At 70.8% G+C, this 24,773-nt stretch carries 26 protein-coding genes and 1 pseudogene; 14 read left to right on the forward strand and 13 right to left on the reverse strand.

Annotated elements, in window-relative coordinates; all coding sequences use genetic code 11:
• Positions 1 to 105: 105 nt before the first annotated feature.
• The 5 genes from IE244_RS26780 to IE244_RS26800 form a co-directional block, all read right to left on the reverse strand.
• Positions 106 to 549, reverse strand: a complete 444-nt coding sequence (locus IE244_RS26780; RefSeq protein ID WP_191876134.1) for a universal stress protein — start codon at positions 547 to 549, stop codon at positions 106 to 108.
• Positions 550 to 1,036: 487 nt separating this feature from the next.
• Complete coding sequence (gene infA / locus IE244_RS26785) at positions 1,037 to 1,261, reverse strand: translation initiation factor IF-1 (RefSeq protein WP_191876135.1); 225 nt, start codon at positions 1,259 to 1,261, stop codon at positions 1,037 to 1,039.
• A gap of 131 nt (positions 1,262 to 1,392) precedes the next feature.
• Entirely contained in the window at positions 1,393 to 2,190 is a 798-nt protein-coding gene (locus IE244_RS26790) for a GNAT family N-acetyltransferase (RefSeq protein ID WP_191876136.1), read from the reverse strand.
• Positions 2,191 to 2,731: 541 nt separating this feature from the next.
• The gene (locus tag IE244_RS26795) at positions 2,732 to 3,595 is read right to left on the reverse strand and encodes an alpha/beta fold hydrolase (protein ID WP_191876137.1); all 864 of its coding nucleotides are present in this window, start codon (positions 3,593 to 3,595) and stop codon (positions 2,732 to 2,734) included.
• Between the two features lie 326 nt (positions 3,596 to 3,921).
• Positions 3,922 to 4,851, reverse strand: coding sequence for an oxidoreductase (locus IE244_RS26800; protein ID WP_191876138.1), 930 nt, complete (start codon positions 4,849 to 4,851; stop codon positions 3,922 to 3,924).
• A gap of 738 nt (positions 4,852 to 5,589) precedes the next feature.
• Between IE244_RS26800 and IE244_RS26805 the strand changes: the two genes are divergently transcribed.
• Together IE244_RS26805 and IE244_RS26810 are read left to right on the forward strand one after the other, a co-directional pair.
• Positions 5,590 to 5,898 carry a hypothetical protein gene (locus IE244_RS26805; protein ID WP_191876303.1) on the forward strand — a complete coding sequence of 103 codons (309 nt, stop codon included), beginning with the start codon at positions 5,590 to 5,592 and terminating at the stop codon, positions 5,896 to 5,898.
• Positions 5,895 to 6,425 carry a SigE family RNA polymerase sigma factor gene (locus IE244_RS26810; protein WP_229854341.1) on the forward strand — a complete coding sequence of 177 codons (531 nt, stop codon included), beginning with the start codon at positions 5,895 to 5,897 and terminating at the stop codon, positions 6,423 to 6,425. The genes IE244_RS26805 and IE244_RS26810 overlap by 4 nt, the downstream gene beginning before the upstream one ends.
• 65 nt (positions 6,426 to 6,490) lie before the next feature.
• On the opposite strand, the gene IE244_RS26815 is transcribed toward IE244_RS26810, so the two are convergent.
• A complete protein-coding gene (locus IE244_RS26815; protein ID WP_191876140.1) occupies positions 6,491 to 7,042 on the reverse strand; it encodes a mycothiol transferase in 552 nt (183 codons plus the stop codon).
• Positions 7,043 to 7,165: 123 nt separating this feature from the next.
• Positions 7,166 to 8,416: an alpha/beta hydrolase family protein gene (locus IE244_RS26820; RefSeq protein WP_191876141.1), complete on the reverse strand. Its 1,251-nt coding sequence runs from the start codon at positions 8,414 to 8,416 to the stop codon at positions 7,166 to 7,168.
• A 125-nt stretch (positions 8,417 to 8,541) separates the two neighbouring features.
• Here IE244_RS26820 and IE244_RS26825 point away from each other — a divergent pair, with 125 nt between their 5' ends.
• Entirely contained in the window at positions 8,542 to 9,510 is a 969-nt protein-coding gene (locus tag IE244_RS26825; RefSeq protein ID WP_191876290.1) for an ArsR/SmtB family transcription factor, read from the forward strand.
• 342 nt (positions 9,511 to 9,852) lie between these two features.
• Here the strand turns inward: IE244_RS26825 and IE244_RS26830 are convergent, their stop codons facing one another.
• The gene (locus tag IE244_RS26830; RefSeq protein ID WP_191876142.1) at positions 9,853 to 10,281 is read right to left on the reverse strand and encodes a hypothetical protein; all 429 of its coding nucleotides are present in this window, start codon (positions 10,279 to 10,281) and stop codon (positions 9,853 to 9,855) included.
• A 161-nt stretch (positions 10,282 to 10,442) separates the two neighbouring features.
• Here IE244_RS26830 and IE244_RS26835 point away from each other — a divergent pair, with 161 nt between their 5' ends.
• The 3 genes from IE244_RS26835 to IE244_RS26845 all read left to right on the forward strand — a co-directional run bounded on the left by IE244_RS26835 (position 10,443) and on the right by IE244_RS26845 (position 12,653).
• The gene (locus IE244_RS26835; protein ID WP_191876143.1) at positions 10,443 to 11,012 is read left to right on the forward strand and encodes a GNAT family N-acetyltransferase; all 570 of its coding nucleotides are present in this window, start codon (positions 10,443 to 10,445) and stop codon (positions 11,010 to 11,012) included.
• Between the two features lie 79 nt (positions 11,013 to 11,091).
• Positions 11,092 to 11,499, forward strand: a complete 408-nt coding sequence (locus tag IE244_RS26840) for a YciI family protein (protein ID WP_191876144.1) — start codon at positions 11,092 to 11,094, stop codon at positions 11,497 to 11,499.
• Between the two features lie 8 nt (positions 11,500 to 11,507).
• A complete protein-coding gene (locus tag IE244_RS26845) occupies positions 11,508 to 12,653 on the forward strand; it encodes an RNA polymerase sigma factor (RefSeq protein WP_191876291.1) in 1,146 nt (381 codons plus the stop codon).
• Positions 12,654 to 12,763: 110 nt separating this feature from the next.
• Here the strand turns inward: IE244_RS26845 and IE244_RS42210 are convergent.
• From IE244_RS42210 to IE244_RS26865, 4 genes and pseudogenes are all read right to left on the reverse strand, one after another.
• Positions 12,764 to 12,940, reverse strand: a pseudogene (locus tag IE244_RS42210) (tylosin resistance protein TlrC); the annotation flags it as partial.
• A gap of 119 nt (positions 12,941 to 13,059) precedes the next feature.
• Positions 13,060 to 13,386, reverse strand: coding sequence for a hypothetical protein (locus tag IE244_RS26855; protein ID WP_191876146.1), 327 nt, complete (start codon positions 13,384 to 13,386; stop codon positions 13,060 to 13,062).
• Between the two features lie 285 nt (positions 13,387 to 13,671).
• Entirely contained in the window at positions 13,672 to 14,322 is a 651-nt protein-coding gene (locus IE244_RS26860) for a hypothetical protein (RefSeq protein WP_191876147.1), read from the reverse strand.
• Between the two features lie 130 nt (positions 14,323 to 14,452).
• Positions 14,453 to 15,724 carry a phosphatase PAP2 family protein gene (locus IE244_RS26865; protein ID WP_191876148.1) on the reverse strand — a complete coding sequence of 424 codons (1,272 nt, stop codon included), beginning with the start codon at positions 15,722 to 15,724 and terminating at the stop codon, positions 14,453 to 14,455.
• 612 nt (positions 15,725 to 16,336) lie between these two features.
• Here IE244_RS26865 and IE244_RS26870 point away from each other — a divergent pair.
• The 7 genes from IE244_RS26870 to IE244_RS26900 all read left to right on the forward strand — a co-directional run bounded on the left by IE244_RS26870 (position 16,337) and on the right by IE244_RS26900 (position 23,468).
• Positions 16,337 to 17,674, forward strand: coding sequence for an alpha/beta hydrolase family protein (locus IE244_RS26870; RefSeq protein ID WP_229854342.1), 1,338 nt, complete (start codon positions 16,337 to 16,339; stop codon positions 17,672 to 17,674).
• 558 nt (positions 17,675 to 18,232) lie between these two features.
• Entirely contained in the window at positions 18,233 to 20,137 is a 1,905-nt protein-coding gene (locus IE244_RS26875) for an ArnT family glycosyltransferase (RefSeq protein WP_191876149.1), read from the forward strand.
• Positions 20,138 to 20,372: 235 nt separating this feature from the next.
• Positions 20,373 to 20,834 (forward strand): SRPBCC family protein, encoded by a 462-nt coding sequence (locus tag IE244_RS26880; RefSeq protein WP_191876150.1) that lies wholly within the window; start codon positions 20,373 to 20,375, stop codon positions 20,832 to 20,834.
• A gap of 159 nt (positions 20,835 to 20,993) precedes the next feature.
• Positions 20,994 to 21,170, forward strand: a complete 177-nt coding sequence (locus IE244_RS26885) for a S1 domain-containing protein (protein ID WP_191876151.1) — start codon at positions 20,994 to 20,996, stop codon at positions 21,168 to 21,170.
• Positions 21,171 to 21,263: 93 nt separating this feature from the next.
• Positions 21,264 to 22,151, forward strand: coding sequence for a phytoene/squalene synthase family protein (locus tag IE244_RS26890; RefSeq protein ID WP_191876152.1), 888 nt, complete (start codon positions 21,264 to 21,266; stop codon positions 22,149 to 22,151).
• Between the two features lie 154 nt (positions 22,152 to 22,305).
• Positions 22,306 to 23,262 (forward strand): CPBP family intramembrane glutamic endopeptidase, encoded by a 957-nt coding sequence (locus IE244_RS26895; RefSeq protein WP_229854343.1) that lies wholly within the window; start codon positions 22,306 to 22,308, stop codon positions 23,260 to 23,262.
• 8 nt (positions 23,263 to 23,270) lie between these two features.
• Positions 23,271 to 23,468 (forward strand): hypothetical protein, encoded by a 198-nt coding sequence (locus IE244_RS26900; RefSeq protein ID WP_191876153.1) that lies wholly within the window; start codon positions 23,271 to 23,273, stop codon positions 23,466 to 23,468.
• Between the two features lie 100 nt (positions 23,469 to 23,568).
• Here the strand turns inward: IE244_RS26900 and IE244_RS26905 are convergent, their stop codons facing one another.
• Positions 23,569 to 23,814, reverse strand: a complete 246-nt coding sequence (locus IE244_RS26905; protein WP_191876154.1) for a hypothetical protein — start codon at positions 23,812 to 23,814, stop codon at positions 23,569 to 23,571.
• 237 nt (positions 23,815 to 24,051) lie between these two features.
• Between IE244_RS26905 and IE244_RS26910 the strand changes: the two genes are divergently transcribed.
• The gene (locus tag IE244_RS26910; RefSeq protein WP_191876155.1) at positions 24,052 to 24,642 is read left to right on the forward strand and encodes a cysteine hydrolase family protein; all 591 of its coding nucleotides are present in this window, start codon (positions 24,052 to 24,054) and stop codon (positions 24,640 to 24,642) included.
• The last annotated feature ends 131 nt before the right edge of the window (positions 24,643 to 24,773 follow it).

Raw genomic sequence — 24,773 nt, forward strand, 5'->3', positions numbered from 1 at the left:
AGGATGGTCGCCTCGTACGGACGCGCGCGGTCTCACACCGGCCGAGACAGCCACGCCACGCGGCCTTCCAGTGAGCCGGCCTCCGGGAACGTCGCGGGGCTCGGCTCACTGCTTCTGGAGGCGCACGATCACGACCGGGCAGCTCGCATGCTGCGACACATGCTGGCTGACGGAGCCGAGCAGGGCGCGTGCGAACCCTCCCCTGCCCCGGCTGCCGACCACGAGGACGTCGGCTCCTTCGGCGGCGCGCAGCAGGACATCGGCGGGGTTGCCGTGCACCACATGGGTGCGGACCGAGCCGACAGCGTCCGCGCCGAGCACGTCCGTCAGCTCCTGGCTCATCTTCCGGCGGGTCTCGTCCTCGTCGACGTCCATGTCCACGGCGGGCGCCGACCAGCCGTACAGGCCGGGCAGCTCCCACACCGCGACCGCGTCCACGGTGCCGCCGACCAGGCCGGCGTAGCGCACGGCCCAGCGCAGGGCCTCGTACGAGGACTGCGACCCGTCGACACCGACCACCACCCGGCGCTCGGAGGCATTCTCCGCCATGCGACCCACCTCTTCTTCGGTGTCTGTGCCCACCGGGCCGGTCCGCCTCTGCCCTCCACGCTGAGGGACCCGTCGCCACACCGCCAGAGATGCGCATCCGCCGGCATGACGGACCACGGGTGCTCGGGTGCCCCGCCCGTAGCGCGTCACCCAGCCGGGTACCACTGCTCCACGCGGCCGTGGCCGATGCTTCGATCGACGGCACCGGTCCGCTGGCGGGAGCGATGCAGCGACGGGTCAAGGACGACGCGCCATCCGAAGGCAGCCGCACGGCCTCTGCGGCACACCTCGACACCGTGGCACTCCAGTGCCCGCGGTCGCGAGGGTTCTTCGGCCCGTGCCGCAGGACCTTCGGGCCCCCACTGCTCATGTGCACTGGCCGTAGCCGCTGTCGGCGCGCGAGACGGCCACCTCAGCGCCCAGCGGGGGGACGGCCCTCCCCCGGCTGGACGTCACTGGTTACGGGTTCACCCGGCAGCCCCTTCCGCTAGGCCCGGTAGCGGTAGCGGATCCGGCCGCGGGTGAGGTCGTAGGGGCTGAGTTCCACGAGCACGCGGTCGTACGGAAGGATCTTGATGTAGTTCTTCCGGATCTTCCCGCTGATGTGGGCGAGCACCGTGTGCCCGTTCTGGAGCTCCACCTTGAAGGTGGCATTGCGCAGGCACTCGATGACGGTGCCCTCGACTTCCACGCCACCTGAAGTTTTCGTCATGGTCTCTCGTTTCTCCGTCCTTGTGACGGTGTAGTCGCACAGGAATGCATGCGGTGCGCGGTCGGACGCGGCCGCCTCCTGATGGCGGCCGCAGCCAGCCGGCTGTGAGCTCGGTGCGGTGTGTCGGGGCGTCAGCGGCGTACGAACTCCACCGTGCTGCCCGCCCGACGGGCGCCGATACCCTCGAACAGGGCGGTGGCCGCCGCGTTGGACTCGTTCACCTCGGCCCATGCCGCAGCGGTCCCGCAGCGGTGCAGCGAGCCCAGCGCGTGGGCCAGCAGCGCCCGGGCGATGCCGCGACGGTGCCTGTCGGCCCGGACGGCGATCAGCCCGATCCTCGGCTGCCGGGTCAGCGGCGCCACCCGGACCAGTCCCACGTACCGGTCCAGGTGCCGCGCCACCGTGTACTTCGACGGGTCGAGCACGCTGGTCCCCGCGGGTCGGGGCAGCACCTCGGCCGGCATCGTCTGCCATCCGACCGCGGCCTCGACCTCGTCGCGGACGATGCTGTCCAGGGCGCGCAGCGGGCCCTCCTCCGCCTCACCGGCGGGCACGATCGTCACGCCCGACGGGGGCCGCACCGAGCCGAGCCCGGTGACCTTCGGATCGGTGGGCACGCGATAGCCCCACTCGCGGCGTACGGCGGTGAAGCCGGCCCGCTCCCAGGCGGACGTCGAGTCCTGGTCGGCCTCGTCGGCCACGGTGTACAGGGGTGTCGGCAGGTCCGTCAGCATCGCGTCGGCGATGCGATCGAAGACCGCGCCGTGCCAGGCGTCGATGCTGATGAACAGCCGTCCGTCGGGCCGACGCGAAGCGTCGCCGCGGCCGACCACCAGGTCGTCCTCCAGGGCGTGCCACTGTGTGTCCGAAACCCGCGTGACCACGACCGCGTGATTGCCCGTGCTCGAAGTGAAGTGCGCAGAGTTCATAGGTGTTGCCTTTCAGGAGTGCCTTGTCTCTGAGGCGCTCCCGGCGACACCGACGTCAACCGCCCACCGTGACGAAAAGGGGGAGCACCCACTCGGATACAGCCTTCATGGGTCTCACCTCCTCGCGTTCTCTCACGGCTGCCCAGACGGTACCAGCGGGGCATCGACCGCCCCAACCCATTTAACCGACCGTCTCGTTCGCGCGCGGATCGCCAAGGCCCGCGGCGCGTACCCCGGCCTCGCTCACCCGGCGAAGGCGCGCCGTGAACTCGAACGCCTTGCGGCAACCGCGCCACGCTGGGGCGTGGAGCCCTGAGTGCGGGCCGGATCGCGCCGCGGGGCCCCAACTGCTGGGCAGACGTGTCCTTCCAGGCCGTTGGGGCCGCCTTGGCTGCTCCGCGGGCTCCGTCTTCCCGGAGCGGGGGACGGAGCCGATGGTGACGACACGACCACCGGGCCGGACCACCCGGCATGACGAGCGCGGGTACGTCTGCCTCGGCACCGTCACCCCGCCGCCCTCACCGTCCGGCTCCGACCGTGATCAGACGGACCGGGTCATGAGATCGGCGAGTTCACCCAGGACTCGGGCCGCCGGTGCCGGGGCGATCAGCCACTTCAGGTGACTGCCCTCGATGGTGCGCACGTCGTACGGGTTCTCCGGCGTCAGTGCGTTGCCCTCGCGGATCAGCCGGTCCTGTATGGCGAGCGGCAGGCTCGCGTCGTCGGCCAGACGCACGAAGGTCTTCGGGATGCGGCCCCAGGTCGCGGCCTGCGCCCGGTCGGCGGAGCTGCCGGCGTCCAGGTTCTCGTCAGGCTGGAAGGTGTTCAGGAAGGCCAGGAACTCCTCGTCGGTGCCGTCGGCGAGGAAGGCCGACTTGAACGCGGCCAGAGCGTCCGGGTCCGCGGTGCGGAAGTTGACGCGCAGCAGGCCGAGTTCGGCCGGGCTCCCGGCCATCGCCTTCGCCAGGGAAGCGGCGTCGACCGTGGCCATCTCCGGCTCGGCGTAGTAGGCGCTGACGTCGAGATCGACCGGGCACCAGGCCGAGACGTAGACGATGCGGTCGATCAGGTCCGGCCGGGCGTTGGCCGCGGCGGTGGCCGTGATGCCGCCGCGGCTGTGCGAGACGAGGATCACCGGCCCGTTCTGCTTTGCCCGCTCCAGGATCCCGATCAGATGCGCGGCGTTGTCGGCGAGCGTGACGCCCTTGATCGAGCCGGGCGCGGTGGCGAGCCCTTCGAGGTCCTGCGGCGCCTGGTAGGCACGCGGGTAGGTCGCCCCGAATCCGTGGCCGGGCAGGTCGACGGCGACCGAACGGTGTCCGAGGAGGCCGAGTTCGGCCTGGAGCGGCGCGAAGGAGAACGAGTTCGCGAAGGCTCCATGAACCAGTACGAAGGTCGGTTGCATGTGTTCTGACTCGCTTTCTTGCCCCGGGCGTCGGCACGCGCAGCGTCGTTCCGGCCACCACAGGCCACCTCTCGACCGTGGACCGAGCCGTCGTGCTGCGCGCCCTCGCCGCGGGGACGTCTTCGGGCGTGGCAGGCGCCACGCGGTCAAGCGGGGAGTTTCAGCGGCAGCGGCGCGGGTGGCTGCCCGGTATCCGATGGTTCACACTACTCAACGAAAGATCATCCGCACTACCCGTACAAGTCCCTCCGCTTGCGCTTCGCCCGCGCGGCCCCGCCCTCGGTGGACGGGACCTTCGCGTCAGGTGTTCGACGGGATGGGGGATTTCATCGAGCATCCCCGGCAGGGGCCCCGGCGGTGTCCTCTCCCGGCTTGTCGAGGACGGCCAACTCCTCCTCGGTCAGGCGCAGGGTTCCCGCGGCGATGTTCTCCGCGAGGTGTGCCGGGTTCGTGGTGCCGGGAATGGCCAGCACGTGCGGACCACGGTGGAGCGTCCACGCAAGTCGTACCTGGGCCGGCGTCGCATCGTGGGCGCGTGCCACGGAATGGACGCGCGTGTCGTGCTCCTGGACTGCGGCCGCCTCGCGCCGCAGCCCGGAGACGGCGAAGAACGGGACGAAGGCGATGCCCCGCTCCCGGCACAGGTCCACCAGCCCGCTCTCGTCGGCGCGGCGCCAGTCCAGGCCGTAGGAGTTCTGCACGCAGACCACGGGCGCGATCGTCAGGGCCTCGGCCACGTGCTCCGGGCGGACGTTCGACAGCCCGAGGTGCCGGATCAGACCCGCCTCGCGCAACTCGGCGAGGGCGCCGAAGTACTCGGTGAACGAGGCCGTACCGGGGCCGTTGCGACGCAGGTTCACCACGTCCAGGTGGTCCCGGCCGAGCTGGCGCAGGTTCTCCTCGACCTGGCCGCGCAGTTGGTCGGGGCGGGCCATGGGGAGCCACTCGCCGGAAGGATCGCGCCCCGGACCGACTTTGGTCGCTACGACCACGTCGCCGTGCCAGGTGGAGAGGGCGCGGTTGATGAGCTCGTTCGCGGACCGCAGTGGCGAAAAGTAGAAGGCGGCCGTGTCGATGTGGTTGACGCCCTGCTCGAACGCGCTGTGGAGCAGGCCGACGGCGACTTCGCGGTCGATCGGCGTGCCGTCGGAGTTCCCCATCATGCCGTTGCCCGTCAGTCGCATCGCGCCGTAGCCGATGCGATTCACCTCCAGGTCCCCGAGCTTCCAGGTCCCTGCTGATGCCGCTGCGCTCACCGTGCTCCCTCGTCCGCCGGCCCGTCAGGTCCTGGAGTATGGGGCGGCCGGGGTGTGCAGCGACAGGGAGACGGGCTGGGCGAAACCTCACATCCCGATGGGGAACCAACCGTCCGCACAGAGCCGTTGGACCTACCGAGACGGCGTCGGCCAAGCTTGCTGAAGGCTGGGCCAGACCCTCCGATGACGCTGACCGGAGCAGGTGCCGGACGCCCGCTCCGGAAGTCCGCCGCGACTCCGGTTCACCCCACCACGTCCGGCGATCGTGATCCGGGCCGGTGTTGACGGCGCTCTTTGGTCAGCGCCATGCCACCGTCCCCAGTGACCTGCACCGCCGCCATTGTTCAGGGTGGCCAAGACGGCTGCCCAATCAATCGTGGGGCGCGAAATCTGGTTCTGCGGGCCGGCCGGCGGGACATCACCGGCCTGCCGCGCACGTCTTCCTCCACCGCGGCCTCAGGCGACGGCACGCTTCTGCTGACTGATAGCCCCGGGGGCGCGCCACCGCGTCCCCGGGCCACCAGGGGACATCATGAAAATACGCAGCACCATACGCACGCGCGTTCTGTCCGCTCTCACACTCTCGACATCCCTGGCGTGCGCCGGCTGCGCGGCGAGGCCGACCGCGGCGCGGCCAGAGCCTCCTCGTCAGCCGTCCCAGCCAACCGGCGGCACTCTCAACCGCACGGCGCCCTGCGATGGCTCGCCCTCGCCCGCCACCCGACCCTGTGGGGCCTCATGACGTACGAGAAGGGCTTGGACCAAGCGACGAGCGTCATGACGTTCGCCGCCGACTACACGGCCCCGCCCCGAAACCCGCTGTCGATGGCACGGGACGGGTTGGCGCGCTGCGGTGCCGCCTGGCACCCGAGCGCCTGCACTCTCGCCGTCACCGGCACCCGCCAGGATCCCGGGAAGGCCACCGTCACCGGGGCTCTCACCTGCCTTGACGGCACAGGGGGCATCCCATGCAACGCCCCCGACACCCTGGTGCCGCAAGAGCGCGACCTGCTGGGCACCGCGGTCGCACGAGGAGCCCGGTCGTGAACGCCCACCGGCACGGTGCCCAGGCGCTGGAATTCGAGGAGTACGTCCGTACGCGGCATGACTACCTGCTGCGGAGCGCACGGTGCCTGGTCGCCGACCCGCTCGACGCCCAGGATCTGCTGCAGACCGCACTCGTACGCACCTACAGGCGGTGGGAGCGCATCAGCGACAAGCGGCTCGCGGACGCCTACCTGCGGCGCGTGATGATCAACACCCGTACCGAGTGGTGGCGGGCCCGAAAGCTGCGGGAACTCCCCACTGACCAGCTCCCGGACACGCGGGTCGAGGACACCACCGAGCGGCACGCCGACCGTGCCCTGCTCCTGGAAGCTCTCCGAAGACTCACGCCCACCCAGCGCAGCGTCGTCGTGCTGCGGGCCTGTGAGCAGATGTCCACGGAGGAAACGGCTGCCGCCCTCGGGATGGCGGCCGGCACGGTCAAGAGCACGCTGCACCGTGCGCTCGCCCGGCTGCGCCAGGAGCTGCGACGCCAGGGCTCCGGTATCCGCGACGAGGGGGTGTTCTAGGCCTGGCTGACACTTGGCCTGCCGGACTCTGGTCGCTCATACGGCGCTCGTGGAAGCGGCCCGGGTCACACCCCGACCGCTCCGTCGATGCGCTCGCGGATCAGATCGGCGTGTCCGTTGTGACGGGCGTACTCCTCGATCATGTGGAGGAGCACCCAGCGCAGGGAGACCGTGCCGCGCCAGGGGTCGCGGCCCTCGATGTCGAGATGCGATGCCTCGGCGACGAACGCTTCCGCGAAGGCGACTTCGGCGTGCCAGGCCGCCCAGGCCGCGGCGCCGACCTCGGGGTCGGAGGCGGCGCCGTCGAAGTCGCCCTCGGGGACGTCCGTGGAGGAGAAGCGCAGCTCGACGTCGTGCCCGGCGAGCACGGCACGGAACCAGCGGCGTTCCACATCGGCGAGGTGCCGGACGAGGCCGAGCAGGGAGAGCGAAGACGGAGACACGGACCGCAGGGCCAACTCCGGCCTCAGACCCGCGCACTTCAGCTCCAGCGTGGCGCGCTGGGCGGCCAACATGGCCACGAGCATGGTCCGTTCGTCACCGGTCGCGGGGCCGCTGAACCGGTGCTCGCTGCCGGTGCCGGTGAACAGTTCGATCCGCCGGTCGGGAATCTTCATGGCCACATCATGGGTCCGAGCGGCCGTCCTTGGAAACCGCGATCCGGGCGCGTACCGAGCCGTGATCCATGGTGACTGAGCACTTCACCCGGCGACGAGCGACGGAGTGAAGCGCTCGGTGCATCAGGTGCCGTGGTGCACGGGTCCCCACGTGCCGGACAGATTGCGCTCGAAGAACGTGAGGACGTGGTCGCGCAGCATGGGTACCGAGCGCGCCGGGTCGATCGCGCCCACCATCCGGTCGCGGCCTTCGGCGGTCATCAGCCCGGCCGCCTGGAGCTGGGGCACCATGGCGGCGAAGTCGCTGAACACCCAGTGCATCGCGTCGTCGATCTGCCTCCGGCGGGTGCGCCGTCCCGGGTGGTCGAGCATGGCCGACCAGGAGCGCTCGATGTCCGCGTCGCGGAAGCCGTCGGTGCCCAGCAGGAGCATCGGCCGGTTCATTCCGTACCGGGCCACGGGCAACAGCGGCGCCGGCTCGCCGGGCTGGTCCGGCGGATAGTCCAGGTAGCCTTCCAGGTTGACCGCCGCGAGGATCCGGCGGTCCTCGTACGCGGTCTGGGCAGCCGCTGTGCCGCCCGCCGAGTGCCCGTACACGCCCACCCGTGCCAGATCCAGCGCTCGCGGGAGGTGTCGGGGCAGCGGGCGCCCGACGGCGTCGGGAGTGTGCCCGGCCGCCAGGCGCTCAAGCTGGTTCAGGACGAACCGGATGTCGGCTAGGCGAGCAGCGATCATCGTGTGGTAGACGTCCGGCCGGGTGCGGGGGTTTCCCCGGAACACCGTCGTGCGGATGTGCCTGGGCCGATAGCTGGTCGTGACGGGGAACTGTACGACGCTGGCGTCTCCGGGGTGGTCGATCGACACCACCACGTAGCCCTGGCTCGCCAACTCCTCGGCGACGTAGGTGCCGAGTGTGCGCGGGTCGCCACCGCCGGGACTGTAGAGCACGACAGGCCGGCGTACGGTCTGAGCGGGCGCGCCCGCGTGCGCGTGGGTCATGGTGGCGGCCCAGTCCACCCCGGCGGTCGGCAGCTGCGGGTTGGCCCGAGGTGCGATCCGGGCGAAATCCGCCGCTGTCCTCGGGGACATCTGTGGCGCGATCGGATGGCGGCCGCCATCCACCTGCGCGGCGGGATAGAGCACCGTCACCATCACCTCGCGGACAGGCATCGACGGGTCCCACGGATCGCGCCTGCTGGGATCCACGAGGTAGAGCGTGGTCGCCCCGACCGGGTGCGGCCCGGTCGGGACGGGCAGCCGCAGGGCCACCGCGTCCGCCGCCTGTTCCCGCGCCGGCACCCGTACGGCACCTCGCGCGATGCCGCCGCCCGTAAGCAGCAGCGCGCCGCCCGCCAGAGCGGACGTGGCAACCATCCGGCGGCACATGGTTCTTGACGTAGAGGAAGGCGTCATGCCCCGGATGCTCGCGCCCGGCGTCGCGCAGGGGCGATCGTTTAGGCTCGGTCCGAAACCATGGCGGCGGCGTGGCAGGAGGAGTAGTGATCCGGATCCACCTCACCGTCGCCGACACCGCCCGTATCCGGTTCGCGCCCCGGCCCGCACCGCTGCAGGAACTGAACGCCGCCCTGTCCATGGCGTGCGGTCGCGACAGGGATCTGCTCTTCGGCAACTGGAGAGGGCGGCTGCTGCGCTCCCTGCCCGACGCGGCGCTTCCATTGAGGGACCTCGTGCCTGCCGGGCAGGCTCCCGGCTTCTTGGACGTATTCCGCGACACGCTGCAAGACGGGCTCGACGCCGCCCGGTCCTGGCGCCCGGAGCTGGTCCGCGCCGAACTCGAGCGCGTGTACGCCGACACCCCGAGCTCGTCTCCGCCCCCGCCCTGGGTCCGCGACCTGCACCGGGGGGACGCGGACGCCTGGCGGATCCTCAGCCGCGCGCAGCATGCCGCCTTCGAGGCCGTGCTGCGACCGGTCTGGACGGCGGTACAGGACCTGCATCAAGCGGAGTTCACCCGCCACGCCGTGACCGTCGCCGAACACGGCATCGGCGCCGCCCTCACCGACCTCGTCCCCGGCTCCCGGCTGCTCGGCGGCGTCTGGGAGCTGGACGCGACGGGCAGCCTCGACATCCGGCCGGACGGCCGTGGTCTGCTGCTCCTGCCCACCTTCCACTGGACCGGCCACCCCCTCATCTCCGACTTGCCCGGCCACCCCGTGGCCGTGACCTGTCCGGCCGGCCCCGGCCTGCCGCTCCCGTCCGTTGGTGAGAACTCGCTGCCCGAGGTGCTCGGCCGCACGCGCTTCGCGATGCTCGTGCTCCTGGATCACGAGCACTCCACCACCGACCTGGCCCGGCGGCTCGGCGTCAGCAACGCCACCGCCTCGACCCACGCCACCGCCCTGCGCGGCGCCGGTCTGATCACCACGTGCCGAGCGGGGCGCGCCGTCGTCCACCATCGCACCCCCCTGGGCAGCCTCCTCGTACACCGTGCGCAGCACCCGCCCTGACCACCAGCCCGCAGCCTCGATCGTCCGGCTCAACCGCCTCGTCCGGACGACCTGTTGATCACGACACGATGCGCGCCCTGGTCACGCGGTGTGAGTACGGGGCTCCCGAGCACCGTCGAACCGCCCGCGTCCTGCTTACGGGGTGGCCTGCGGACCATTCCGCGCGCGCCGACGGCCAGCGTCCCTGTCAGAAGGGGGAATACCGCGACCCGCTCCATGCCTCCCATGCCCAGACCCAGGTGGTGGTGGGAAAGGAAGAGCCCCCGGAACGGGGGGGGCAGACCCCACGCCGCCCAGGTCACCCGGGTGACTCAGGGGCCGCGTCGCCGGGCGCGGACCTGCTTACAGAACGACGACGGTCGCCTCGCGGGCGTAGCTGAACCCGTCGTCGTCGAAGTAGAAGACGCTGACCTTGACCTTGTCTCCCTTGACGAAGTACGAGCCCTGCGCCGGGCGCATGGTCACCTGGGCGGTGTGGTCGCCGGCGTCGCAGACGAGCTTGTCCTTCTTGATCGTGCCGGCGGCGTTCCCCTCACGATGGGAACCCGTGCCGAGCGTCCTGGCGTTGGCCACGAGCTCGTGGTCCATGCCCGGATCGCAGGAATAGGTGACCTTCACCTGTACGTCCGGCTTGTGGAACGACACCTTGTCGATGGTCAGCACGTTGGCCTTCGCCGCGGCCATGGGGGCGGCCGCGAGGACACCCGCACCGACCATCAGGGCGGTGGCCGCAGTCCCGGCAAGGCGTCGCCGTACGCTGGTTGACTTCATGACTTTCTTCCTTCCCCCCTGTGCGGTCGCCCTTGGTCTGAAGCGTGGAGAAATCTCCAATTTGGCGGGCCACTGCAACAGTTGATCGATATTCGACTGAAGCCTATGTGATCTTCGCGGCAGTCGCCGACAGCACCGGGCTGTCATGTGAGGATCGGTGGATGGACGATCTACGCTTCCGCCCGGCCAGCGGTGCCGATCTCTCCCACCTCGTGCGGCTGCGTGACGATGCCGCCCGGTGGATGCACTCCCAGGGCATCACCGGGCAGTGGCAGCCAGGCGAACTCGGGGAAGACCACTTCCACCGGATCATGGCGGACGCGGAGGTCTGGGTCGCGGAGGCCGACGGCCGTACGGTCGGGGCCTGGGAACTGTGGTGGGAGGACCCGGACGCCTGGGGCCGGCAGCCCCCGACGGCGGGTTACGTGCATCGCCTGATGGTGGACCGTGCCGCCGCACCGCCGGGAACGGGACGGCGGCTTCTGCGGGCCGCCGAGCGTCGCGTGGCCGAGACGGGCCGTACCCTGACCCGCCTCGACTGCCTGGCGGGCAACGATCGTCTGACCGCGTACTACCTGGACGCCGGCTATCAGGTCGTGGGCCGCGTGGAAGGCAAGCCCCAGCCGGGCGGCACCACCAAGTCGTTCACGCTGCTTGAGAAAGCCCTCGTGGTGCCGACCACCCCGGCCACGAGCTCATCGGACGAGAGCCCGAAAAAAATCGGACGGTGATGTCGAGAATCCGTGGCGGGCTCCGTCCCCGCGGTGAACGCGACCACAATGGGTCGCACCAGCACCCAGGAGTAACACGATGGCCAAGTACCTTCTGCTCAAGCACTACCGTGGCGCCCCGTCCCCGGTCAACGACGTGCCCATGGACCAGTGGACGCCGGAGGAGATCTCGGCGCACATGCAGTACATGAACGACTTCGCGGCCCGGCTCGAGAAGACCGGCGAGTTCGTGGACGGTCAGGCACTCGCCCCCGAAGGCGCGTGGGTCCGGTACGACGGCGAGGGGCGACCGCCGGTCACCGACGGCCCGTTCGCCGAGACGAAGGACCTCATCGCCGGCTGGATGGTGATCGACGTCGACAGCTACGAGCGCGCCGTCGAGCTGGCCGGGGAACTGTCGGCCGCCCCGGGGGCGGGCGGGAAGCCGATCCACGAGTGGCTTGAGGTACGCCCGTTCCTGGCCGCGCCGCCCACCATCACGGAGTGACCTCGCAGATGAACGAGGCCCTGCTCAGGAGCCTGACGCCGGGCGTGCTCGCCATCCTCGTCCGCCGCGGAGCCGACTTCGCGGCGGCCGAGGACGCCGTGCAGGAAGCCCTTCTCGAGGCGGTCCGCGTCTGGCCCGCCGACCCGCCGCGCGACCCGAAGGGCTGGCTGGTCACCGTTGCCTGGCGCAAGTTCCTCGACGCGACCCGGGCAGACGTCGCCCGCCGCCGGCGTGAGGACCTCGTCGACAAGGAGCCGGCGCCCGGGCCCACGCCCGCGGGGGACGACACACTGCAGTTGTACTTCCTGTGCGCCCATCCCTCACTGACGCCGTCGTCGGCGGTCGCGCTCACGCTGCGCGCCGTCGGCGGGCTCACCACCCGCCAGATCGCCCAGGCCTACCTGGTGCCTGAGGCGACCATGGCGCAGCGCATCAGCCGGGCCAAGCGCACCGTCTCCGGCGTGCGGTTCGACCAGCCCGGCGATGTCGCCACCGTGCTGCGCGTCCTCTACCTGGTCTTCAACGAGGGCTATTCCGGCGATGTCGACCTCGCCGCCGAGGCGATCCGGCTCACCCGGCAGCTCGCGGCCGCGGTCGACCACCCCGAGGTGGCGGGGCTGCTCGCCCTCATGTTGCTCCACCACGCCCGGCGCGCCACCCGGACCGCGCCCGACGGCAGCCTGGTGCCGCTCGCGGAGCAGGACCGCGGCCGGTGGGACACCCGGTTGATCGCCGAGGGCGTCACCATCCTGCAGGCGGCCCTCGCCCGTGATCGGCTGGGCGAGTTCCAGGCCCAGGCCGCCATCGCGGCCCTCCACGCCGACGCGCCCAGCGCCGGGGAGACGGACTGGGTGCAGATCGTGGAGTGGTACGACGAGCTCACGCGTCTGACCGACAACCCGGTCGTCCGGCTCAACCGCGCCGTGGCCGTCGGCGAGGCCGACGGACCGCGCGCCGGCCTCGCCGCACTCGGGGCCCTGGACGCCTCGCTGCCCCGCCACGCCGCGGTGGCGGCCTACCTGCACGAGCGCGACGGCGACCTGGCCACAGCGGCACGGCTGTACGCCGAGGCGGCCCACGACGCCCCCAGCCTCGCCGAGCGCGACCACCTGACGCGCCAGGCCGCCCGGCTCAACGCCCGTCGGCGCCGCTGATGTGAAACCAGCTCAACCACACGGTGCTGATGGGGAGCCCCGCGGCGAACGCCGGTCTGCTGCCAGGCCGACCTGTGCCGGATGAGACACGACGACGCTCCGCGGGCTCGTCCGGCCGAGGTCTCGATCTGCGCGACACGGCCGGCGTTCGGTTCCAGGTGCCTGCCGGTGAAGCGGGTCCGCATGCGGCGGTCGTGGGTGACGGCGACCGCGCCCTGGTAGCCGGCCAGGGCGCGGCCCAACTCCTCGACCAGGGGCGGGGAGAGGCGGTGGGTGGGCTCGTGCAGCGGCGACGGTTCCGGTGGGACGTCAGGGTCGCGGCCGGCGCCGCCCTCCTGGCGTGACGCTGAAGGACACGCAAGCTCGTTTCGTCGGCTGAGCCGGGGCGCCTACAGGATCTCGGCACCTACGGCGAGGGCCGCCGCACACTGCGGCAGCGTTCCACCTGCTCGGTCACCTGCTCCATGAACCAGCGCATGATCTCGTACGGGACGACATGTTCGTCGTGGCTGTGGATGTGAACGGTCGGTTCCAGATCCGGATCCTCGTCGGGGACATACGCCACCAGAAAGGCGGCGCCCGGCAGGTACTTCTCCGTGCCGGGGATCTCGGCCCACGCTGCGGGCGCCGGCTCGGCCTCGCTCAGTTCCACGGCCCACGCGTCGTCGGGCAAGGCGTAGTGGAACTGGACGGCGTAGTGACGCCCCGCATGTTCTCGCAGCTCAGCTGGCATGGCGGCAGGTTGCCACGGCTACGGGGGCCGAGTCGCGGAGATATCGGCGGAGACCCGTGATCTTCAGGCCGGTCTGAACTCGATCACGGCCGGCCGGGACTCGGCCGTCCTTCTCGCAGGTCAGCGTGGCGGTGTCGGCGATCGTGACGATGACCTGGCTGGATGCGGCTGCGCTCACCCGGCGCGCCCGTGGGGCAGCCGCGAACCAGAGGCCCGCCGAGGCGCGGGGTCCGCGCCCCGGTTGAAGTCCCCGACGAGCTGGCTGACAGTGGGAGACATGAGCCGTCACCGGCGCCCTCCCAGGAGGGCCCCGTGGATCGCGGCCGGTGCTGCCGTGCTCATCCTCGGCGGCCTCGGCATATGGCTGGCGATGCCGGAGGGCGGAACGCCCCGGCCACACCCGTCGGCCTCGGGGACCCTGACCCCGCCGACGTCGCGTCCGCTGCCTTCCAAGACACCCGCGCCGGAAACGTCCAGCCCCGCACCGAAGCAGACCGGCACGGCCGTGCCCAGGCCGACACCGACTCCGACGGCGACGCCCCCGCACCCGGTGGCACCGACCAGCCGGCCGACCCACCGCCGGACGACCGCTCCCCCGCCGGCCGTACGAACGCCCACTCCCCGTCCGCCGCAAGCGACACCGGCACCGGCCCGGTCCACCGCGGCCCCGCCCCCGGCACCGCCCTCACGGCCCCCGACGTCCCCCACGCCGACACAGTCGCGGCCGCCGACCTCCAGGCCGTCCCCCACTCCCACCTCCACGCCGACGGCCCATGGCGCCGGGCCGCCGACCACGACCTGGTACACCTCCCCCGCGGCGGTCGCCGCCGCGCAGCGCATGGCCGCCGCCGGGGCGGTCGGGGACCCCGCGTGCTCGCTGGCCGCCGTGGGCCGTCCCGACCCGAGCCTCGTCCCGCAAGGCACGCGCATCGGCATCGGGAACTCCGGAGGCTATTGGTGCCTGATCTGGTAGAGCCGTGCCGTGCCCGGCGGCGGCGTCGATCCGACCAGTCGTGCGCGACGTACGCCGGCGGCAGCGCCCGGCGCGCACCTGGTGCGACATGCCTCATGCCAGTGCGGGTTGCGGCTCCGGTTGCTGGACCGTTCCGGTGTGCGTTTCCCATCTTTTGGTGGTGCGCACGAAGCCGTAGACGACCGATGCCATCGCCAGAATGAGAAGTGGCCCGTATAGCCACGGATGTTCGGCCATCTCCACCGGCAGAAAGCGATAAGACGTCAAGAGCGCGGCGAAGACGACTGTCCCGTAAGTGACCAACAGGGTCCCCGACCGGTCCCAGCCGCGGTCGAGCGAGCGCAGCGCTGCCTCGAGCGTGACCGAGAACACCGCGCCGGCAACGAGGTCCACACCGTAGTGGTAGCCGAATCCGAGCGTCGCCCCGAGCGTGGCGATCAGCCAGAACGTGCCTGCCCAACGAAGAACCCGTGGGCCCTTACGGGTGTGGATGAAGATCGCGGTGGCCCAGGCTGTGTGCAGACTGGGCATGCAGTTGCGGGGGGTGAGCGCGTCGAACGACATCGCGTGCGGGTGGATCGGCGGTGGCGTGTGGGGCCACAGACTGGCGATCGCCCAGTGCTCGCCTCCGGTGCCGAAGGCGCCCGGGCCGTAGGCGAAGACCGGTCCGACCACTGGGAAGATCATGTAGATGCCCGGCCCGAGGAGGCCGATCACCAGGAAGGTGCGCACCAGGTGATGGCTCGGGAAGCGGCGCTCGGCCGCCACGTTGCGCAGCTGGTACAGCGCGACGACGACCGCGGCCACCGCGAGCTGGACGTAGACGTAGTCGAGAACATGGGCGCCGATCGGGCCGGTGGCCGCGACGAATCGGCCGACCAGCCACGACGGGTTGCCCAACGCGTGATCGGCGGTGGCCACGTACTGGTCGAGTACCGTCGGGCGCGTCTTGGAGGTGATGAGCAGCCAGGTGTCGCCGGTCTTGCGGCCGGCCACGAGCAGCAGGCCCAGCCCGACGCCCTTCAGCAGCAGGACGCGTTCGGAGCCGGTGCGACGCGTGAGGGCGATGACCGCATAGCCAAGAATCACCCACAATGCACCGTTTCCAAAGGGGTGTCCGTCGGTCACCTTGGCGCCGACCGCCCACCGCCCCAGCGCGAAGACGACGTCGATGCCGACCGCGACGCCAGCCGCGATGAACCGTTGCCGCCAGGTGAGCACGACCATCATCAACGCCATGCCGGCATACAGCAGCGGCCCCGACTTCGGGGCGAAGATCACCTCTCGCGCCTGGTTGGTGATCGGCCCCGGCAGGCCGTAACGACGAGCGGCGATCTCCAGCGTGACGAGGAACCCGAGGGCCATCACGCCTACCGCAGCCCACAGGATCGCCCGTGGTTGACGCCACACGGCGAAAAGGGCTCTGTAGCTTTTCCGCGAGAATGCCCGCGACGCTTTGGATATCAATTTTTCAGCCGATTTGTCAGATTTCAGGGCGATCGTTCATGGGTTCGATCATGTTATCGGAACCATGCGGGCGGGTTGCGCTGGTCACGGTGACATGAAGGCCGGGTGATCCCGCGCTCCCCGTGCCCCGAAACGGGAACGCCGTAGGGGTCGGTCTCCGTGTTCAATGGCCGCGTGGACGAATCTTTGTGGAGCCGTCTGGCGCCGGAGGCGCGAGCGGAGGTTGACGGTCTGATCGCCGCCGGTCGTCATATACCGGCGATCGCGGCGATGCTCGAACTCGCCGGACCGCCGAGACCGAGCCTGCCCGCGTGCGTGGACCTTCTGGAACTGCGAGCCCGTGTTCTGCGTCAATAGTCGACAGCCGACGCTGGTGTTGACGCCGTGCAGGGTGGTGCGCCAGTCCGGGACGGCTACGTGCGTGAGTCGTCGGCTGGGCGATGGGAGCAACGGTACGGTGTGCCCCTGACAATCGCCGGGCCGATGGCCTGTGATCACCAGGGGAGTTCCATGCAACACCGCAGACCGCGCCACCGCCGCAGACTCATAGCCCGAGCGGTCGGTACCGCAGGTGTGCTCGCCGTCGCCCTGAGTGCCGGGGTGACGCCGTCGATGGCCGCCGGGAAGGCCACCCCCAAGCCCACAGCCGGCGGGTCGTCGTCCGTCCAGGGAACCCCGAACTGGGCGCCCGAGAACGACAGTGCGGTCCCGCCCAAGGGCGCCCACCCGTCCGCCTCGCTCAGCAGCGGCCGGGCCTCCGCCGTCCAGCTCAGACTTCCCGCGCCGAGCGGGCGCTACCAGGTCGGCACGTTCAGCCAGCACCTCGTCGACAAGTCCCGCACTGACCCGTACGTAACCGGCAACCGGGCGCGCGAGGTGATGGTGACGTACTGGTATCCGGCGTCCTCCACGTCCGGACACGCGTCGGCACCGTGGATGCCGTCGATCTCGGGCTCCCACTTCCTCGCCTCGCGCGGCCTGTCGCCGCAGCAGGTCACGCTGCCGCAGACCGCCAGCCACGTCCTGGCACCGGTCACCACCAAGCTCGGCAAGCTGCCCGTGCTCCTGTACTCGACCGGGCTGCACTCGGACCGCGCGATGGGCACCGCCCTGGCCGAGGATCTCGCCAGCCGTGGCTACATCGTCATCGCCGTCGATCACACGCACGACGCCAACGAAGTGGAGTTCCCGGGCGGACGGCTGGAGGTCAACACCATGCCGGCCGGCGCGCACTCCTCCGACACGCTCAACGTGCGCGCTGCCGACATCCGCTTCGTCATCAACCAGCTCGGCACCATCGCCAAGGGCGGCAACCCGGACTTCGACCACGCGAAGCTCCCCTCCGGTCTGTCGAAGGTCGTGGACACGTCCCGCGTCGGGATGTTCGGCTGGTCGCTGGGCGGCGCCGCGGTGGACACCGCCATGCAGCTCGACCACCGCATCGACGCCGGGGCCAACCTGGACGGCCAGTTCTTCGGCACGGCGCCGGGCAAGGACCTGAGCCGCCCGTTCATGCTCTTCAGTTCCGGCACGCACAACCGCAACAACGACTCGTCGTGGCGCAAGCTGTGGCCGCATCTCAAGGGATACCGGGTCGACATCCAGCTCCACGGTTCGAGGCACCTGTCGTTCAGCGACAACGAGTGGCTCGTGCCGCAGGTTGCGCCCCTGCTCGGGCTTTCGCCGGACCAGGTGCGGCAGCAGTACGGCACGATCGACCCCGACCGGGCGATCAAGGTCCAGCGCGTGTACCTCGCCGCCTACTTCGACCAGGAGCTGCGTCACCAGCACAGCCCCCTGATGGACGGACCCTCCAGGACCTACCCGGAGATCTCCTTCGTCCGTTGACCGGACGTCCGTGGGACGGGCCTCGCACGAGTATCCGTCCTACGGCCCACGACTCTGGCTGCCCTGGCTTGACGAGGACACGCCCCAGGGGCATGCCGTAGGTACACGGGGGTACCGGGGCGCGTGACCCCCTGGGGATAAAGTGTGCGATTGTCGAACATTCGAGCGCTCGTCGCCGGTTGAGAAAGGATCCGCTGCCCTGCCCACCGCTTCCCGGGCGCCGCGCCGACACCGCACCCTCCGTCCGACCGTTCCGCCCTCCGGCGGGGGTGCGCCCGCCGAGGGCCCCGCTCGTCATGCTGTCGCCGGATGTGCCGGCGCTCACCGTGACCGGCCTGGGCAGCCCCGGTTCCGCGGGCCTTCCGCAGGCCTCGCCGACCGCGGAGCAGCGGACCGCCCCGGGAATCCGGCTGCCGGAGGGCATCACGGCCGACGTCCGGACGACCGCGTCTCCCCCACCGCGCACTACGGCAATCCGCCGGCCAGGCCTGCGGATTCCCAGCCGACCGCCGCCCGTACCACCACCGCACCGCCTGACCACTGATCCGAGGACCACCCATGGCCAGCACCTCCACCGACCAGCCCACCGGCCACCCCCGCCGACCCCGGGCATCGCCCCTGCCGGGGGGAGGGCCGGCAGCTCCGTTGCGCTGGGAGCGCCCGGCGCTCGCCGCGGTCCTGCTGGTCGCCACCGTGCTGTACGCCTGGGGCCTGGACCGCGCCGCGATCCACCCCTACTACAGCGCGGCGATACGGTCGATGGCCACCAGCTGGCGCGCCTTCTTCTTCGGCGGTCTCGACCCCAGCGGTTCCATCACCCTGGACAAACTGCCCGGCGCCTTCTGGCCCGAGGCCGCCACCGTCTGGCTCTTCGGCCCGCACACGTGGGCGGCCGCGCTGCCGCAGGTCGTCGAGGGCGTGCTCACGGTGTGGCTGCTCCACCGGATCGTCCGGGAGTGGGCGGGGCCGTTCGCCGCACTGATCGCCGCGTTGACGCTCACCTTCACGCCGGTCACCGTGGTCCTCAACCGGGCCACCATCCCGGACACGGCACTCACCCTGCTGCTGGTGGCAGCCGCGGGGGCCCTGCAGAAGGCGGTGCGGACCGAGCGGCTGCTGCCGCTGATCACCTGCGGCGTCTGGGTCGGGCTCGCCTTCCAGACGAAGATGCTGCAGGCGTGGCTGGTGCTGCCGGTGTTCGCCGTCGTCTACCAAGTCGCCGCCCCGGGCACGCCGTTGAAGCGGGTTCTGCGCCTGCTGCTGGGCGGCACGACCGCCCTGGTCGTCTCCTGCGCATGGGTGCTGCTCGCCTGGATGACGCCCGCCGCCGACCGCCCGTACGTGGACGGCACCTCCAACAACAACCCCTTCAGCCAGGTCTTCGGCTACAACGGCATGAGCCGCTTCAGCGACGATCCCACCGCGTTCGGTGCCGTCGCGGGCACCTCGGCCAGCCGGACCGACGGGAACACCGGCTGGGGAATGCTGATCAACCACACGATCGGCCCGCAGGTCGCCTGGTTCCTGCCGCTCGCCGTACTCGCCGCCGTGCTGGGCCTCGTCTGGCGCGCCCGAGAGCCGCGAACCGACCTGCTGCGTGCCGGTTTCCTGCTGTGGGGCGGCTGGCTGGCCGTTCACGCGATGGTGTTCAGCACCTCCAACGGCAACCACCCTTACTACACCGCCGTCATCGCCCCGGCGCTCGCAGCGCTGACCGGTGGGGGGCTCGCCCTCTTCCGGTCCGAGTACGAGGCGGGCACGCGGCGACGCGTGGCGCTGCCGTCGGCCATCGTGCTGACGGTGGCCTGGGCGCTGGTGCTCGACTGGCCGACCTTGTTCGTGTCCTGGCTGCTGGTGCTCGCCGTGCCCCTGGCCGTGGGCGGTGCGCTGGGCCTGTGGATCTGTGGGCCGCGCGCCTCCCACCTGCTGCTCCAAGGGTCTCTGGCCGCCGGAATCGTGGCCACCCTGCTCGTACCACTCGGCTGGGCCGCCTCCAGCCTCGATCCGCTGTACGCGGGCGCCTCCACCTCGCCGACGGCCGGACCGGTCGGCAAGGTCTACCACAAGGCCCTCCACGACCGGTCCGCGCTCCGCCAGGTGGGTCTCGACCAGCCCAGCGACCGCGACACCGCCCTGCTCGACTACCTCGTCTCGCACCGCCACGGCGAGAAGTACCTGCTGGCCACCCAGGCCGCCTACCCCGCGGAGCGCCTTCTGCGCGCCGATTCCCAGCCCACGCTGGTCATGGGCGGTTTCACCGGCAAGACCCCCTTCCCCACCTCCCAGCAGCTCGGCGACCTCGTCACCACGCACCAGCTGCGCTACGTGCTGCTCACCCCCCGGCGGCCGGCGACCCCGGCCACCACGTGGGTGAAGTCTCACTGCACACGTATCCGCTCCCGCGCCTACGGGTGGCGTACGAGGGGCAGCTTCGCCCTGTACGACTGCGCGGGAAAGCACTGAAGCCGCGGCACCGCGAGCCTGGCCCGCGGCACGGTGCCGCGGGCGCGCTCCATCTCCTCAGAAGTGGGCTCGCGTCTGGCCGCGGTGGCGAGCACCGCTCGCCGTAGACGCGGGATGCCGATCCGTACGTTCACGGCGGCGGCGATCCAACGGGGATGCGCGAGGTCGGGGGTGGCGGCCGGGGATCCATGGGTACTCGGCTCCAGCAGCAGACCGACGCAACGGAGGCGCACTGATGAGCACAGTCAAGGAATCGGTAGAAGTCGAGGTTCCGCTCCACACCGCCTACAACCAGTGGACGCAGTTCGAGACGTTCCCGGACTTCATGGAAGGTGTGGAAGAGGTCAGGCAACTGGACGACCGGCACAACCACTGGACGACCAAGATCGGCGGAATCCGGCGGGAGTTCGACACCGAGATCGTCGACCAGCTTCCCGACGAGCGCATCACCTGGCGCACCACCACAGGCGACACCACCCAGAGGGGCACGGTCCGCTTCCAGCGCATGGACGACATGCACACCAGGGTGGAACTCGTCATGGACGTCGAACCCAGCGGAGCCGCCGAGAAGGTGGCGGACCTGCTCGGAACGCTCGACCGGCGCGTCAAGGGTGACATGAAGCGCTTCAAGCAGTACATCGAACAGCGCGGGGACGAGTCCGGCGCGTGGCGCGGACGCATCAAGCCCGGAGATTAGCGGGACCTCCCTGAAACCCGTCACGTACGGGGACGACGACTGACTTCCGGTCAAACACTGGCCGACGCGCCGAGGCACTCTTCCCTCCGCTGGTCACGCCGGGTGATGCTCTGCTCACCGGGGGAGATCAGTTGCCACCGACCCACGGAGGAAAAGACGATGCCTCTCGGAACAATCGCCGTGTACAACAGGGCGGACGGCGTGGGTGTCATCACGGACGAGGACGGAAAGAGCCGTCCCTTCTCCGGCATGGAAACGCAAACCACCCGTGAGGGTCAGCGGGTGGTCTTCGAGGTCGTCGGCCACAAGGCGACGAACGTGATCGCCGTCCGGTGACCGACCCGCTGACCACCGCCCCGCCCCGGCAGGATCGGGAGCGGGGCGTACTGCCGTGCAAACGGGTAAGGTGCCCCGGTCTAGGATCGGCCCATGCGAGGGTGGACCAAGAGCCTGGACGCAGCCGGCGTCCGCGAGCCGGGATTGCGTGCGGACTACGACCGCCAACGGCAGCTCGTGCGACGCTTCCGGCGCACCGCGTACCTGGCGGCCAGACTGCTGCTGCCACCGCAGTTGCTCCCGCATGTGGTGGCGGCGACCGCTGTGATGCACCACGGGGACAATCTGCTGGACACCGGGGCCCTCGCGGAGCGCGAGACGGCGTGGGCGTCCTGGGAACGGCGGGTGCGGGAGGCCTTGCGGACGGGGGCGGGTGACACCCCGCTGCTCCGTGCGCTCGTACACACCGTGTCCGCCCACCCCCGGATGCGCGAGACCGTGGAGACCTACCTGGCGACCGCGACGGCCGAACTGCGCTTCGCGGGCTTCGCCACCGAGTCCGACTACCAGGACTATGTGGACGCCTACTCGTACCCGGCGTTCATGCTCGTCGCGGGACTTCTCGCGCCGGAGGGCGACGACGCGCGGTACCGGGCCGCGTGCCGGACCTTCATCGACGGCAGCCAGCGGCTCGACTTCGTCAACGACCTCGCCGAGGACCTGCCGGAAGGACGCGTAGGCATCCCGGACGACATGATGAAACGCTTCTCGGTCACCGTGGACGGCCTGGCGGCCGGCGTCGGCGGCACGGCCCTTGAGGAGCTGGTGGCGGAGCAGGTCGCCGTCGCGCGTACCGCCTTGCTCGCCGCCAGGGAACTGCCGGCGCTGACCTCGGCACCCGGCCGACGGCTCGCCGGTGCGCTGGTGGAGATCGAACTCCTCACCGCGGAGGCGGTGTTGGCACGAGGGGCCGAGGTGCTGCGGGGATCTGCCAGTCCGCCGCTGGGCAGGACGCTACGCGTCCTCGCGCGCCGCTACTGACGCACCGCCCCGGTGGCGAAGAACCTGTACGCACGATCGGCACCGCCGCTCGGCAGGTGGGGAAATCCTCACCCAGGAAGTGGCTTCAGGGCCACCTCCGATACGTGACCCAGCCAGGTTCTTCGCCGTCACGCCGGCCCGTAGCGTCCACCTCATGAAGCTCTCGACGGAGTCCTTACCGCGGACGAACCGGCGACGCGGAGTGATCGTCTACCTCGGCGTCGCCTACACCGGCATGTGGGCGGCCATGTCACCGCTCCTGGCCAACGGCTACCGGCGCGGCAGCGCACGCGAGGCGACCGGTGCGCTGGAGCAGCTGTGTATCGCGGCCGCGATGGCGGTCCCCGCCCTCGCCGCCCTCCTCGTGGTCCGCTGTATCGAGCGCAGCGGCCGGGTGCGGGACGCCCTCGCCCTGCGCTGGCCGAAACCGTGGGGGCGTGCTGTGCGGGCGTGCCTGATGGCCTTCGCCGTCCCCGCCGGCCTCACCACGGCTGCTCTTGTCATCGGCGCCGCCGCCGGCCGCTATCCGTTCGGCGGTGTGCACTGGTACGGGCTCGGCGCTCGGGTGGCCGGAGCCGTGCTGAACATGCTGGTTTGGGTTCCGCTCTTCTTCGGCGAGGAACTGGGCTGGCAGGGCTACCTCTTCCCGCGCCTCGCCCGGGACGGTGACCTCCGGAGCCTCGTCCGGGCGTACGTGGCCACCGGCACGGCCTTCGCCCTGTGGCACGTGCCCACGCTGCTGTTGGGCGGACAGTACCCGGGGCGGCCCTGGTACGTGTCGGTCCCGGCCATGCTGGTGAGTTGCCTCCTCATCCTGCCGGTCTTCACCTGGCTGCGGCTGCGCTCCGGCTCGGTCGTCCCCGCCGTCATCGGCCATGCGTTCGTGAGTTCGATGAGTGTCGACATGGTCAAGGAGTTCGCCGATCCCCAAGCGGCTCTGGATCCCCTGCACATGGGCATGGCCGGCTGGCCCGGCTGGACGGTCACGGGCGTGTTCGTCGCCTTCCTGGCACTGACCGGCCGGCTTCAGCCGTCCTTCCACACGGCCCGAACCGCATCTCCTGACGAGGTACCCACCGGCCGTACGGTGGCCTGTCGGCGGCGTGGATAATGCCCGGCATGACTTCGGAGACAGGTCGCCCCCGGCGGTGGTTGGCGCTGCGCGCCTTCGTGTTCTTCGTGGCAGGCGGCGCCCTCGGCGCGTTCGCCTACGCGGCGGTCTCGCACGGTTCGGACGGGGTGCCGTGGAGCGGGTTGCTGCTCGGGGCCCTCGTGTGCGCGACGCTCAGCGCGCTGTTTCCGCGGCGTCGACGCTGAGCCGCGCGTTCGCCCGGCACGGGCTCCTGGGCAGGCCGGGCGAGGCCACCGCCGTAAGCGCGTCGTTCGCCGCCCTCACGGCCGGAACGCCGGGCACGGCTCAGCCGAGCATCTCCGCCAGTACCGCGGCGACGACCGTGAGTACGGCGACCGGCAGTATGACCACGCGCAGCTGAACCAGCCGACCGGTGAGGTCATGGCCCGCCCGGACCGACCCGTTCCGCTGGTCGCCGTGGCCGAACAGAGCCCGGCACCAGCGGCAGTCCCCCACCTGGTCGTCCAGGCGGGTGGCGTCGGTCAGCTGAGCGAAGACCACACTGTCTCCGTCCTCCGTCACAGCGCTCATACCCGGTCAACGACGCACCCCGGCACTGGGCCACCACCGGGAGGCGGCTCGTGATCCCTCCGCCGCAGGATCGTGACCGAGCCGATCGGCGCGCCGTCGAAGATCATGCCGGGGCGTGACTCCCGCATGTCTTTTCCACACGTTTTCACATTGCCTCCGACCGGGCCGGACCGTACGGTCGTCTCGGCCGCCTCACCTGGCCGCGACGTGCGGAACTCCTTGCGAGAAAGGGCAGTTGTGTCTTCGAAAACCCTGCGTGACCTCAGTGCCCTCGACCAGACCCCGGCCCGGATCGGGCAGTCGACGGTGATCCTGATCGACCTCCAGAACACCTACACCCAGGGCGTCATGGAGCTGGAGGGCTGGGAGGCGGCTCTCAACCGCGCGGCGGAACTGCTGGAGACGGCCCGCGCGGCCGGCGCCAAGGTCATCCACGTCCAGCACGACGGCGGCGAGGGCAGCCCGTACGACCTGAACGCCGAGATCGGGCAGATCCACAAGAGGGTCGCGCCCCTTGCGGGTGAGCCGGTCGTCACGAAGCAGGCACCGGACGCGTTCCACGGCACCAACCTCGGCGACCTGGTCGACGAGGCCGGGAACAGCGACCTGGTGCTGGCCGGCTTCATGACGCACATGTGCGTGGCGTTCACCGCCCAGGGCGCGTTCCTGCGCGGCAACCGGCCCACCGTGGTGGCCGACGCCACCGCCACGCGCTCGCTGAGGACGGACGTGGCCGAGGTGTCCGCCGAGCAGCTCCATCACAGCGCCCTCGCGACCGTCGCCGACCTGTACGGAGTCGTCGTCCCCTCCGCCACCGCCCTGGGCTGACGGACGTGAGCACCTCAGAACTCCGCTGCGGGGAGCGGCGCTTGTCTCCCGCGCGATCCGTTCCCCGCAGCGGCACGCCGCCCCATCCCCGACCGGCCGGACCGCGTCGGAACGGCACCCGAGGTGGGGCG

Source organism: Streptomyces filipinensis (genome assembly GCF_014649495.1).
GTDB classification, from domain to species: Bacteria; Actinomycetota; Actinomycetes; order Streptomycetales; family Streptomycetaceae; genus Streptomyces; species Streptomyces filipinensis.